This window comes from Limnospira fusiformis SAG 85.79, assembly GCF_012516315.1.
Taxonomy (GTDB): Bacteria; Cyanobacteriota; Cyanobacteriia; order Cyanobacteriales; family Microcoleaceae; genus Limnospira; species Limnospira fusiformis.
In genome coordinates this window covers 3413380-3426716 of sequence record NZ_CP051185.1, presented here as the reverse complement: position 1 = coordinate 3426716, position 13337 = coordinate 3413380, and the positions used below count along the sequence as shown (strand labels likewise).

8 protein-coding genes and 1 pseudogene are annotated in these 13337 nt (G+C 43.2%); 4 read left to right on the top strand and 5 right to left on the bottom strand.

Features of this window, described 5'->3' with window-relative positions; genetic code table 11:
• Nucleotides 1-32: 32 nt before the first annotated feature.
• Together recJ and HFV01_RS16110 are read right to left on the bottom strand one after the other, a co-directional pair.
• Nucleotides 33-2426 carry a single-stranded-DNA-specific exonuclease RecJ gene (recJ, locus tag HFV01_RS16115; protein ID WP_193520208.1) on the bottom strand — a complete coding sequence of 798 codons (2394 nt, stop codon included), beginning with the start codon at nt 2424-2426 and terminating at the stop codon, nt 33-35.
• Nucleotides 2427-2440: 14 nt separating this feature from the next.
• Nucleotides 2441-3220: a photosystem II electron transport protein, Sll1252 family gene (locus HFV01_RS16110; protein WP_006669302.1), complete on the bottom strand. Its 780-nt coding sequence runs from the start codon at nt 3218-3220 to the stop codon at nt 2441-2443.
• A gap of 448 nt (nt 3221-3668) precedes the next feature.
• On the opposite strand from HFV01_RS16110, the gene HFV01_RS16105 reads away from it, so the two are divergent.
• From HFV01_RS16105 to HFV01_RS16095, 3 genes are all read left to right on the top strand, one after another.
• Nucleotides 3669-4808, top strand: coding sequence for a Rid family detoxifying hydrolase (locus HFV01_RS16105; protein ID WP_193520207.1), 1140 nt, complete (start codon nt 3669-3671; stop codon nt 4806-4808).
• A gap of 105 nt (nt 4809-4913) precedes the next feature.
• Nucleotides 4914-6053 (top strand): Rid family detoxifying hydrolase, encoded by a 1140-nt coding sequence (locus HFV01_RS16100; RefSeq protein ID WP_193520206.1) that lies wholly within the window; start codon nt 4914-4916, stop codon nt 6051-6053.
• A 105-nt stretch (nt 6054-6158) separates the two neighbouring features.
• The gene (locus HFV01_RS16095) at nt 6159-7298 is read left to right on the top strand and encodes a Rid family detoxifying hydrolase (RefSeq protein WP_006626189.1); all 1140 of its coding nucleotides are present in this window, start codon (nt 6159-6161) and stop codon (nt 7296-7298) included.
• A 79-nt stretch (nt 7299-7377) separates the two neighbouring features.
• Here HFV01_RS16095 and gnd read toward each other — a convergent pair whose 3' ends face one another.
• From gnd to HFV01_RS16080, 3 genes and pseudogenes are all read right to left on the bottom strand, one after another.
• Entirely contained in the window at nt 7378-8802 is a 1425-nt protein-coding gene (gene gnd, locus HFV01_RS16090; protein ID WP_006669299.1) for a decarboxylating NADP(+)-dependent phosphogluconate dehydrogenase, read from the bottom strand.
• Between the two features lie 243 nt (nt 8803-9045).
• Nucleotides 9046-11583 (bottom strand): glycogen/starch/alpha-glucan phosphorylase, encoded by a 2538-nt coding sequence (locus HFV01_RS16085; protein ID WP_006669298.1) that lies wholly within the window; start codon nt 11581-11583, stop codon nt 9046-9048.
• A 27-nt stretch (nt 11584-11610) separates the two neighbouring features.
• A pseudogene (locus HFV01_RS16080) lies at nt 11611-11850 on the bottom strand (zinc ribbon domain-containing protein); the annotation flags it as partial.
• Nucleotides 11851-12079: 229 nt separating this feature from the next.
• Here HFV01_RS16080 and HFV01_RS16075 point away from each other — a divergent pair.
• Nucleotides 12080-13267, top strand: coding sequence for an AAA family ATPase (locus tag HFV01_RS16075; protein ID WP_006626186.1), 1188 nt, complete (start codon nt 12080-12082; stop codon nt 13265-13267).
• Nucleotides 13268-13337 lie beyond the last annotated feature (70 nt).

The following is a 13337-nucleotide window of genomic DNA, read 5'->3' as shown; positions in this document are numbered from 1 at the left end:
AAGGCGATCGCTTCTCGGTGCTACAATGGCGACTATCCGGGGAAACTATAAATTGATTTGAGTTGACTCATTCTACAGGTAGCCTGGATGGTTTCTAGGGAAACTTCACAGAAATATTGGCGGGTAAATTTTTCTTCTTCAATGGTGATAAAAAAGATGTCTAGTAAGGTGGCAAAATCATCGTCATCTTCACAGATATCCCCCCGGTCAGCAGTAGTCCGGGAGGTAATATATAACTGCTTATTTGATGGGGTATCCTCGGCTAATTCTATCTGGTAGCCTAGGGATTTTAAACAATCTAAACCCCTACTTAAAGCTATATCCCCAATTCCCAAGATTTCTCGTAATTCCTGGGGACTAATCCCTTGGTGATTATGGCTTAAATTATCCGCGATTTCGGTGAGTTTTTCCCACACTTCTGGGGGTGATATTCTGGGAGGGAGAGAATAGGCGATCGCCAATTTTTTCTCAGCGTTGAAAGCCTCAATAAACTTGGCTGTTAATTCCTCCCAACTGGTCGGACAATTACTCACCACCAAATAACTACTTTCTATGGGGTTATTCTCACCAGGAAAAACTGTACTTTCCCCATGTTCACGATTCCGAAAATCCACTATCTCAACAGTAATTAATGGCGGGTTAATCTCCGTTTCTGATAAGGCTGGACACACAGCTAATAATCGCACTTCGCACTTACTTCTATTAGTATTAAAATCCAACTCGACTATCGCATCATATCGACCGGGGGGTAATTCTTCTTTATAGTGACCCCACCAAACCCCAGCACAACCTGATTCCGTAGAATCATCAAATAGCTGATAGGTAGTCTTAATATACTTAACTTTTTTACCCCGTAAATCCACAATATTTTTATTCCAAACATTCTCAAACCAACAATTCTTAATTAATAACTTGGGGACTGGATTTCCTATTCCACAGGGTTCGAGCAATTTTAGTTCTTGGAATAAATTATAACCCAATTCTGCCACAGTACAAACCAAATCGACTATAATGGGAGATTGAGGGAGTAATATTCCCCCCATACGTTGTCGGAGTTGCTGGTCTATGACTTGTTTAAATATGGGGATATTCTCAATGGGTAAACTCAAGCTGGCGGCGAAAGGATGACCCCCAAAACTATGCAATAGATGCCGTTGACTATATACTAAATCATAGAGGTCAATAGGATGAATTGAACTGGCTGACCCCCTAGCTAGTCCGGTTTCGGTACCGCCTTCGGTAGTCAGTAAAATAGTGGGGCGACGATATTCTTGGGCGATTTGACCCGCGACTAATCCTAATAATCCCACATACCATTGAGGGTCACTCAGGACGATCGCATAAGTAGTAGATAAGTCGATTTTTTGCAGCTTTTTCCGCACATCATAGGCGAGATTTTTCTGCAACTCTCGGCGGCGACTGTTGGCTATTTCCGTATTCCAGGCTAATTTGTACGCCTGTTGGGTGTCGCGGGTGGTGAGTAATTCCACCACACAACTAACGTCCCCATAAATGCGACTAACTGCATTAATTCTCGGACCGATACCAAAGGATATATCCGTAGGGCGATCGCCATTGTTTTTGCATAATTTCAGCAATTGGGAAACTCCCGGACGGGTGGGGTTTTTCTGTTGTTTTTGGAGTTGTTGAATCCCCCGTTTGGCTAAGTAGCGACAGTCTCCGGTAATTTCAACCAAATCCGCAATTAAACCAATAGCCACTAAGTCGAGTAAATTCTCTAAAGGCTGTTGAGAAACGCCTGGTAAAGCCATATATAATGCTTCTACTAACTTATAAGCGATCGCTACTCCTGAGAGATGATAAAGGGGATGGTCTGAGGGTAAATTGCGGGGATTAATAATCGCCACGACGGGGGGTCGTGTGGGTGGTAAGGTATGGTGGTCTGTGATAATGACATCAATACCCAAATTTTGCGCGAGTTGTAATTCGGCTAAGTTTGTGCTTCCGGTATCGCAGGTAATAATCAGACTACAACCTTGCGCCGCCAACGTTTCAATTCCCGGTTGGTTTAGTCCGTGGGAGTCGGTCAAACGGTTAGGAATAGTGTAGGAAACAGAGGACCCAAAAAACTGTCGCAACCCTTCCCACAAAACGGCGGTCGCGGTGATACCGTCTGGGTCAAAGTCTCCCCAAATCACGATTTTTTCAGGGTTATTGTGGCTGATACATCTCTGATAAGCGAGAGTTAATCGAGCGATCGCCTGCTGCATTTCCGCCCCAAATTCAGCGGGACTGGCGGGTTGATAGCTGTCAATTTCCAGAAATCTAGTCAACTTTTCCGGTGTAGAAATTCCCCGAGAGAGTAACAGTTGAGACAAGTATTTCCCGGAAATATTAGGGTGATGTCGCCGGATTTCTGCTATCATCCAATCAGGAATTTTTCGGGATGGTTGCACCTGCCACATAGTTTAATTATCAGTTAATTATATCTAGTTAATTCGACTCGATAGCGCTGTTTTTTGGTGACAGAAACCTCCCCAATTTCCAATCTGCCTTTCCCGCGAATAGCGATTAAATCTCCGGTTTTAATAGCAATGCTGGCTTGTTTAACTTCTTTCCAATTAACTCGCACATCACCGCCATCAATGAGGTTGACCATTTTACTCCGAGACATCCCAAACCCCGCAGAAGCGATCGCATCTAAACGCAAAGAAGCCTCAACCGTAGTCATGGCTTTTTTCTTAGGTTCTCGAACTTTCAACTCGCTTAAATCAATCGGTTGCACCTTAACGGGAACTGTCCGCACTTGGGTTAGGTTCATCTCCAGATATTCCACCAATTCAGGAATCACAATAGCCTGGGCTCCCCGTTCTCCTAACACTATTAAATCCCCAGTTTTTTCCCGGACAATTCCCGTCCCTAATAAGGAACCCAAAAAATCCCGGTGAGTCGCGGTATCAAATAAAAAGTTCCCGGAAATGTCGATCGCTGCGATTTCTACATGGCTTGAGTCGAGGGGGATTTCTGATCGTGCGATCGCCATTCGCTGACGTTCTGCTTGCGGATAACCCCCCCAGGATAACGCTTGTATTTCTGTCAGTCGCCGAAAAATTCCTTGTGCTTCTGCGATTTCTGGGGGTGAGAGAAACTCGGTTTGGGTAATTTCCCAGGTTTTTAAAGCCTGTTCCGCCAGGTCGATAATTCTGGCGATACAATCTCGATTTTCAATTCCGTTAAGTAGTTCTTGCCTTGGCAGCATCAGTTTTTGAGTTCTAGGTCGATGCAAAATTATCGTTTTCCATTCTAACAGATTTTGTGCGATCGTCACATTTTCTTTTCCCAAATCCGCCCATATCTTGCTGACTGGTTATTTTGTTATGTAGTCGTGGGACTAGGTGGGTCTAAGGTAGGTTAGGATGATTTCACCTGACCCAATCCACAGATATACAGTTTTCCCCCCATCAAATCACCACCTACAAAATCGGGGTTTTTTATAATAATTAATCATTGTGGCGCACCCAACCTTAAAAATGGTATAATCTCCGTCGGTACACCCCAACCCAAATACACGAGTAGAAATCTGATGTATAGCCAGCACCTAAAAAATCCACTATGGGCGTATAATCAGATATAATTGATAGTGCCATCCCCAGCAGATATCTACTCTGGGATAGGCTCAAAACCACATCTACCAGGACTAACTGAAAATGCAACCACAAGAATTGCTTGACAAATACAAACTAGGTGAACGCGACTTCCCCGGAGTCGATTTATCTTATACTACTTGGCAAGGATGTAATTTGAGTGAGATTAACTTAGAAGGTGCTGATTTCAGCAACTCTGACTTTAAAAATATGACTTTTAATAGGGCTAATCTCAAGAATTGTAACTTTAGTGGGTCAACTTTGCAATTCGTAGAATTTGTTAATGCCGATTTAACTAACGCCTGTTTTATCGAGTCTGATTTGCGCGCCATAGATTTTTCTGGGGCAGATTTAACCGGGGTTCAATTCCAGGAATCTAGTCGATTTAGTGATATTAATATGGCTAAAGCTATTATCAAAAATGTCAATTTTTCTGGCATTAATATGACTGGGATAAAGTGGTCGCTTTTTGATTTAGAAGGCTGTAATTTTTCTCGCATCAATGGAACCTGCATAAACTTAGCTAATTCTAACTGCAAAAACTGCAATTTTAAAATGGCAATTCTCGAAAATGCTATCTTAAAAGACACTTGTTTAGAGGGAGCTAATTTAAAGCAAGCCAACCTCAAAAAAGCTAATCTGATGAAAGCCAAAGTTAAAAATGCTAGTTTTATCGGAGCCAATTTAACTAATGCTTATGTTTATGCGTCTAACTATCAAGAAGCTGAAATAATTGGCGCAATTATGCCAGACGGTGAAGTTTACGACCCTGATGATTATTCGATTGTGGAAGGGGTGGAGTCTGGGGTAAACTCGACTAAGGCAGTATTTATTAATACAGAAAACGCGCCGAAATCTCCTAATAGTCCTCACCAAGCAGTTATCATTAATGGCTTTATATATATTGCGGGTCAAATAGCGATAGACCCCCGCCTAAATATTATGTTATGTGATGACGAAATTACGGACCAGACGCGGCGAGTTATGGATAATATTGGCGCGATTTTAACGGCGGCGGGAGTAGGTTGGTCTAAGGTGGTGAACACCACCATTTTTATGGTAAACTTGCAGGAAAGCGATCGCATGAATAGCGTTTACTCTAGCTATTTCACGGATGGAAATCTGCCAATTTGTACCTGTGTAGCGGTGTCGCAACTCCCGGAAAATGCACGAGTGCAAATCCAATGTATAGCCAGCACCTAAAAAATCCACTATGGGGGTATAATCAGATATAATTGATAGTGCCATCCCCAGCAGATATCTACTCTGGGATAGGCTCAAAACCACATCTACCAGGACTAACTGAAAATGAAACCACAAGAATTAATTGACAGATACAGACAAGGTGAACGCGACTTCCCCGGAGTCGATTTATCTGATACTAATTGGCCAGGATGTAATTTGAGTGAGATTAACCTAGAAGGTGCTGATTTCAGCAACTCTGAATTGAAAAATATGGTTTTTAATAGGGCTAATCTCAAGAATTGTAACTTTAGTGGGTCAAATTTCCAATCCGTAAAATTTGTTAATGCCGATTTAACTAACGCCTATTTTATCCAGTCTGATTTGCGCGGCATAGATTTTTCTGGGGCAGATTTAACCGGAGCGCAATTCGGAGAATGTCGTCAATTTAGTTGTTGTGAAATCGCTCAAGCCATCACCAAAAATGTCAATTTTGACAAAGTTAAATTTAGCGACGTAAACTGGTCTTTTTTAGACTTAGAAGGATGTAGCTTTTATAAAACTAATTTACATGGAACTAATTGGACAGAAACTAACTGCAAAAACTGCAATTTTAAACTGGCAAACCTCGAAAATGCCATCTTCAGAGAGGCTTGTTTAGAGGGGGCTAATTTAAAGCAAGCCAAGCTCAAAAAAGCTAATCTGATGAAAGCAAAACTTAAAAATGCTAGTTTTATAGGAGCCGATTTAACTGATGTCAATTCGTACCTAACTAACTATCAAGAAGCTCAAATCATTGGCGCAATTATGCCAGACGGTGAAGTTTACGACCCTGATGATGATTCGATTGTGGAAGGGGGGGAGTCTGGGGGAAACTCGACTAAGGCAGAATTTATTAATACAGAAAACGCGCCGAAATCTCCTAATAGTCCTCACCAAGCGGTTATCATTAATGACTGTATATATATTGCGGGTCAAATAGCGATAGACCCCCGCCTAAATATTATGTTATGTGATGACGAAATTACCGACCAGACGCGGCGAGTTATGGATAATATTGGCGCGATTTTAACGGCGGCGGGAGTAGGTTGGTCTAAGGTGGTTACCACCACCATTTTTATGGTAAACTTGCAGGAAAGCGATCGCATGAATAGCGTTTACTCTAGCTATTTCACAAATGAAAATCTGCCAATTTGTACCTGTGTAGCCGTGTCGCAACTCCCGGAAAATGCCCGAGTCCAAATCCAATGTATAGCCAGCACCTAAAAAATGCACTATTGGCGTATAATCAGATATAATTGATAGTGCGATACCCAGCAGATATCTACTCTGGGATAGGGTCAAAACCACATCTACCAGGACTAACTGAAAATGGAAGCACAAAAATTGTTTGACAGATACAAACTAGGTGAACGCGACTTCCCCGGAGTCGATTTATCTTATACTACTTGGAAAGGATGTAATTTGAGTGAGATTAACTTAGAAGGTGCTGATTTAAGCAACTCTGACTTTCAAGAGATGACCTTTGATCATGCTAATCTCAAGAATTGTAACTTTAGTGGGTCAACTTTCCAATCCGTACAATTTGTTAATGCCAACTTAACTAACGCCTGTTTTATCAAGTCTGATTTGCAAACCATAGATTTTTCTGGGGCAGATTTAACCGGGGCTCAATTCGAGGAATCTAGTCGATTTGATGATATTAACATGGCTAAAGCTATAATCAAAAATGTTAATTTTTCTGGTAGTAAAATGTTTTCCATAAATTGGTCGTATTTGGATTTAGAAGGATGTAATTTTTCTGGCATTTATGGATTCCGCATCAACTTGGCTGCAGCTAACTGCAAAAAATGTAATTTTAAAATGGCAAATCTAGAGGAAGCCATCTTGAGAGAGACTTGTTTAGAGGGGGCTAATTTCAAGCAAGCTAACATCAAAACAGCTAATCTAATGAAAGCCAAAGTTAAAAATGCGAGTTTTGTCGGAGCCAATTTAACTGATGCCAATTTGTACCTAACTAACTATCAAGAAGCTCAAATCATTGGCGCAATTATGCCAGACGGTGAAGTTTATGACCTCGATGATGATTTGATTATGGAAGTGGGGGAGTCTGGGAGAAACTCGACTAAGGCAGAATTTATTAATACAGAAAACGCGCCGAAATCTCCTAATAGTCCTCACCAAGCAGTTATCATTAATGACTGTATATATATTGCGGGTCAAATAGCCATAGCCCCCCGCCTAAATATTATGTTATGCGATGACGAAATTACCGACCAGACGCGGCGAGTGATGGATAATATTGGCGCGATTTTAACGGCGGCGGGAGTAGGTTGGTCTAAGGTGGTGAAAACGACGATTTTTATGGTAGACTTGCAGGAAAGCGATCGCATGAATAGCGTTTACTCTAGCTATTTCACCGATGGAAATCTGCCAATTTGTACCTGTGTAGCGGTGTCGCAACTCCCGGAAAATGCACGAGTGCAAATAGAATGTATAGCCACCTTATAGCATAAAGCAGCCCCCCAGAGGTGGGGGGTTTGTGGGTGAGGGAAAACTCAGTTAATCACGAAGGGACTAAACCTGAGAATTAATCAACATTAGTCCATTCAGTATGGAAAAACTGCCCCCGGGGTTTATCGATACGCTCATAAGTATGAGCGCCAAAATAGTCTCGTTGTGCTTGAGTTAAATTTTGAGGTAAACTCACGCGGCGATAACTATCAAAATAATCCAAAGAAGCACTAAAAGCCGGGACGGGAATACCCATAGTATTGGCAGTGACGAGAACTTCCCGCCAAGCGGACTGACGGTCAAGAATAGTCTGCTTAAACTCGGGCGCAAGTAGCAAATTAGGCAATTGTGGATTTTGGTCATAAGCCTGCTTAATTTTATTCAAAAATCCCGCCCGAATAATGCAGCCACCTTTCCAAATGCGGGCAATTTCGCCCAAATTCAGATGATAATTAAACTCCTGAGAAGCCTTACCAATAAGCGCCATACCCTGAGCATAAGAACAGATTTTCGAGCAGTACAAGGCATCACGAACCTTATTAATAAAAGCGCTAACATCGCCATCAAAATTAGCACTAGGTCCCGGCAATTGCTGAGAGGCGGCTACCCGTTCATCCTTATAGGAAGAAATAATCCGGCTATTCACAGCAGCAGTAATGGTAGGGATAGAAACGCCCAACTCCAAAGCACTAACGACGGTCCAGCGTCCGGTTCCTTTTTGTCCAGCCGAGTCCAAAATCAAGTCAACGAGAGGCTTGCCAGTTTCGGGGTCTTTTTGCTTAAAAATATCGGCAGTAATTTCAACCAGAAAAGAGTTTAACTCATCGGTGGTGTTCCACTCAGCAAAGACCTCATAAAGCTGTTGTTCATTCAAGCCAATGACATTACGCAGGAGGTCATAGGCTTCTGCGATCAGCTGCATATCGCCATATTCAATGCCGTTGTGAACCATTTTGACATAGTGACCGGCACCGCCAGGGCCAATATAAGTGACACAGGGGCCGTCATCAACTTGAGCGGCAATTTTAGTTAAAATGGGTTCAAGGGCCTGATAGGAATTCTCGGTTCCTCCGGGCATTAAACTAGGACCCCATAATGCGCCTTCCTCGCCACCACTGACACCCATACCCATAAACCCTAAACCAGTAGCTTCGAGTTCCTTGGTGCGCCTCTCTGTGTCCTCATAGAGAGAATTTCCCCCGTCGATAATCATATCATCCTGATCCAACAGGGGTTTCAATTGGTCAATGACGGCATCGACAGGTTTACCGGCTTTGACCATGACGAGGATACGCCGGGGACGTTCCAGGGACTGGACAAATTCTTCGAGGCTGTAGGCGGGTTTGACATTTTTTCCTGGGGCGCGTTTTTGCATAAACTCATCAGTTTTGGCACTGGTGCGGTTATAAACAGCGACAGGAAAGCCATTGCGTTCGACATTTAGGGCGAGGTTTTCACCCATGACCGCTAGACCAATGACACCAAATTTTTGCTCTGACATAAACTTCCCTATAATGGTTGGCTGATTTGTACTTTAGACTGTATCGTTAATTTTTATAGCAGACTAAGGCGATCGCTTTTTTTTAAAACTCTGGTGCTAATTCTCCCAGCGACTACACAGACAAGAAGGCAACCAGAGCAGTTATATGGACTTTCAGCAGTGGGACATAATTTAAGGCGGCGATAGTTCTGTGAACGAAAAAAGGGCGACTTGTAGCCGCCCCAAACACCCACGAGAATGTAGTTATTTACCGAGATTCAAACCAGCATTTTCTTGGCTGTATTCTTCCATCTCAATAGGTACAGGCTGCACATTCCAGATTTCATTACAATACTCTCGAATAGTGCGATCGCTAGAAAACTTAGCCATCCGCAGTGCATTCAAAATAGACATCCGAGTCCACTTATCCTGATCACTGTAAGTTTTGGAGACCTGTTTATGGCAGTCCACATAAGCCTGATAATCAGCAAAAAGCATATACTGATCATGGTACATCAGGGAATCAACCAAAGGCTTAAACAGCTCTTTATCACCGTGGGAGAAATAGCCAGCAGCAATGCGATCGATTACCGCTTTCAGGGACGGATTACTGCTATAATAATCCCTGGGATTATAACCTTTCGCCTTAGTATCAGCGACTTCCTGTGCGGTCAAACCAAACAGGAAGAAATTTTCCTCGCCTGCTTCTTCGCGGATTTCAATATTAGCACCATCCAAGGTGCCAATAGTCATCGCGCCATTCATAGCAAACTTCATGTTTCCGGTTCCAGAGGCTTCTTTTCCAGCGGTAGAAACTTGTTCAGACAAATCGGCAGCCGGATAGATACGCTGACCCAAAGAAACATTAAAATTGTTGAGGAAAACAATCTTTAAGCGACCTCTAACATCAGGATCATGGTTAATGACATCAGCCACGGAATTAGTGAGCTTGATAATCAACTTCGCCATAAAATAACCGGGGGCAGCCTTACCACCAAAGATAAAAGTACAGGGTACAATATGCTGGTCAGGATTCTGCTTAATCTGATTATACAGGGCGATAATATGCAGCAAATTCAAATGCTGACGCTTGTACTCATGAATCCGTTTCACCTGTATATCAAACATCGAATGGGGGTCAACTTCGATGCCGTTATGTTCCCAGATATATTGGGCTAACTGTCGCTTATTGTGCAGCTTAATTTCTCGCCACTGCTGACAGAAATCGGGGTCATCAACATATTTTTCCAACTGCTTGAGTTGACTAAGGTCTTTCAACCAACCCTCACCGATTTTCGAGTTGTAAAGTTCAGCGAGTTTAGGATTACACATCAAAATCCAGCGTCGGGGAGTGACACCATTAGTCTTATTAATGAACTTTCCGGGCCACAACTTATAGAAATCCCGGAGAGTGTCTTGTTTAAGGAGTTGGGTATGCAATGCAGCCACGCCATTAACAGCATGACTACCGACGCAAGCCAAATTCGCCATACGGACATACTTTTCGCCGGACTCATCAATCAGAGAAAGACGACTGATCAAATTATCATCACCAGGATACCAGCGTTTAACGTCCTCCAAGAAGCGGCGGTTAATTTCATAGATAATCTCTAGGTGGCGGGGAAGTAGATATTCAAACAAACCCACAGACCATTTTTCCAGAGCTTCTGGCAGTAAGGTATGGTTGGTATAGGAGAAGGTCTTTTGAGTCACCCGCCAAGCGGTATTCCAGTCCATCTCATGTTCATCCATTAACAATCGCATCATTTCAGCGATCGCTACTGCCGGGTGAGTATCATTAAGTTGGATAGCGGCGGTATCATGAAGATTATGCAGGCTAGGATGTCGCAGTAGGTGAGTGCGGATAATATCCTGTAGGGAACAAGAAACAAAGAAAAACTGTTGTTCTAGTCGCAATTGCTTACCTTGGGGGGTGTTATCGTTGGGGTATAACACCTTAGAGATAGTTTCCGATCGCATTTTTTCAGCGACCGCGCCATCATAGTTGCCAGCATTGAAGGCATCAAAATTGAAATCATCAGAAGCCTCAGCCCGCCACAAACGCAGGGGATTAACCGTATTAGTATCATAACCGGGAACGGGAGTATCATAGGGAATCCCGACTACCCGGTTAGCGGGAATCCAACGAACCTTATACTCTCCCTTTTCATTATGGTACATTTCGGTATGGCCCCCCAATTTCACCTCAACGGCTTGGTCAGGGTGGGCAATTTCCCAAGGATTACCAAAGCGCAACCATTTATCAGGGACTTCTGCTTGCCATCCATCGCGGATCGCCTGGGTAAAAATCCCAAATTCGTAGCGAATACCATAACCCACGGCGGGAATTTCCAGAGTAGCCAAGGAATCGACGAAGCAAGCGGCTAACCGCCCCAAACCGCCATTACCCAAGCCGGGGTCGGGTTCATGTTCGAGGATTTCATCCAAGTCTAACCCAGACTCTTCGACGGCCTGACGTACCCGATCATAAAGATGGAGGTTAATCAGACTATTACCCATGTGGCGACCCATGAGAAACTCAGCGGAGAGGTAGTAAACTACCTTAACATCTTTCTCCATGTAAGTTTTCATGGTCTTTAGCCAACGACTCAGGAGGCGATCGCGCAAAGTGTAAGCCAAAGCCATATAAAAGTCATCCTGGGTAGCCAGGGACTCATACTTACCCTGAAGATAAAACAGGTTATCTGCAAAAGCCCGTTTGAGAGTTTCCACATTTGTACCTGTGCGATCGTCCTCAATCTGAATTGGACATTGATCGATAGGGATAAGAGGCTGCGTCATAAATTCTCCTTTTCCTGTCTGATACATTTACGCGACATTTTTCCGGTTGTTCCCGGATAATGCGACGATAGCACTATTACCCGTAAAGATAACAGAGGCGGTATCCCGCAAAGCTTTTAGAAAGATTCCAAAAGCACCGTTCCAGTCCCGTGGTAGAGTGAACCCCCACTCCGGACATCGGAACACTTTTGAGCCACCTAGCTGGGAATGGACATGACCACAGTGAGTACAGGTTTTGCTGGTGTATTCTTCGGTCACATCTACAACTCTTGATAAGTATGGCTCAACTCGGCACTAATTGATAGTAATGACCAAAAACCTTCTGGAAACCCCCCAGACCCCCAGAGTTAATCAATCCACATCGGAACCCTTGACCCGGTGGACAGTCCCATCAATCCAACCATCTGGAAACCCTGACAAACTCTTCCCAACTATTATCAATTGCGGATTCCCCGACCCACCGCTATAGTTAGCAGTAGGTCTTAGCAGCGAAATTATGAGTACAATTCCCAAAATCGAATATCTCAAAGTTATAAATTACCGCGCCTTACAAAATCTCGAATTAAAAAGAATTACTCCCCTCACCGTATTTTTAGGTCCCAATGGCAGTGGCAAATCCACAATTTTTGATGTGTTTGCCTTTCTATCTGAATGCTTTACCGAAAGCCTCAGCAAAGCCTGGGATAGACGGGGGAGATTTCGAGAACTCCGCACCCGAGATAGTCAAGGCTGCATTGTGATTGAATTAAAATACCGAGAAACCTCCGACTCACCTTTAATTACCTATCATCTCGCCATCAATGAAGAAAATAATCGCCCTTTTATCGCCGAAGAATGGCTGCATTGGCGACGAGGAGGACAAGGTAAACCCTTCCGTTTTTTGGACTTTAAAAATGGGGAAGGACAAGTCATCAGTGGGGAAATGCCAGACCCACAAGACGAAAGAATCACGGAACAACTTGACTCCCCGGAATTATTAGCGGTTAATACTTTGGGGCAATTTGCCAAACATCCCCGGGTTAGTGCTTTAAGGCGGTTCATCACCGGATGGTATTTATCCTATTTAACCGCCGACAATACCCGCAGCATTCCCGAAGCAGGAACCCAAGAAAGATTATCCACAACGGGGAATAATTTACCCAATGTTATCCAATATTTAAAAGAACAACATCCCCAGCGTTTAGAGGAAATCTTAAAAACTTTATCTTCCCGAATTCCTCGCTTAGAAAAAGTAGAAGCATCAATTATGCCAGATGGTCGTCTGTTATTACAAATAAAAGACGCACCTTTTTCTCATCCAATTCTCGCCAAATTTGCCTCAGACGGAACTTTAAAACTATTGGCATATTTAACTGTATTATATGACCCAAAACCTCCTCAATTAGTCGGCATTGAAGAACCCGAAAATCACTTACACCCGGTTTTATTGCCACAACTGGCTGAAGAATGCCGGACAGCTTCTGCTAATACTCAATTAATGGTAACTACCCATTCTCCATTTTTTGTAAATAGTCTAAAGCCAGAAGAGTTATGGGTACTTTATCGAGATAGCCAGGGTTTTACTCAAGCTAAAAAAACCGCAGATATGCAGGGAGTCAAAGAGTTTATAAATCAAGGTGCCTTGCTTGGTTCTCTCTGGATGGAAGATTTTTTTGACGTGGGAAATCCTCTCATAAATTTGTGATTTTTTTAACTATACTTAATCCCCCAATTCGCCCCGGAGGTTTACATTTTATCCGGCGAGGTTTTGGGAT

What these genes read in the sequence shown, in the direction of transcription:
- HFV01_RS16085 (WP_006669298.1), bottom strand. Translation starts at nt 11,583, where the DNA reads ATGACGCAGCCTCTTATCCCTATCGATCAATGTCCAATTCAGATTGAG.
- gnd (WP_006669299.1), bottom strand. Translation starts at nt 8,802, where the DNA reads ATGTCAGAGCAAAAATTTGGTGTCATTGGTCTAGCGGTCATGGGTGAA.
- HFV01_RS16105 (WP_193520207.1), top strand. Translation starts at nt 3,669, where the DNA reads ATGCAACCACAAGAATTGCTTGACAAATACAAACTAGGTGAACGCGAC.
- HFV01_RS16110 (WP_006669302.1), bottom strand. Translation starts at nt 3,220, where the DNA reads ATGCTGCCAAGGCAAGAACTACTTAACGGAATTGAAAATCGAGATTGT.
- HFV01_RS16075 (WP_006626186.1), top strand. Translation starts at nt 12,080, where the DNA reads ATGAGTACAATTCCCAAAATCGAATATCTCAAAGTTATAAATTACCGC.
- HFV01_RS16100 (WP_193520206.1), top strand. Translation starts at nt 4,914, where the DNA reads ATGAAACCACAAGAATTAATTGACAGATACAGACAAGGTGAACGCGAC.
- HFV01_RS16095 (WP_006626189.1), top strand. Translation starts at nt 6,159, where the DNA reads ATGGAAGCACAAAAATTGTTTGACAGATACAAACTAGGTGAACGCGAC.
- recJ (WP_193520208.1), bottom strand. Translation starts at nt 2,426, where the DNA reads ATGTGGCAGGTGCAACCATCCCGAAAAATTCCTGATTGGATGATAGCA.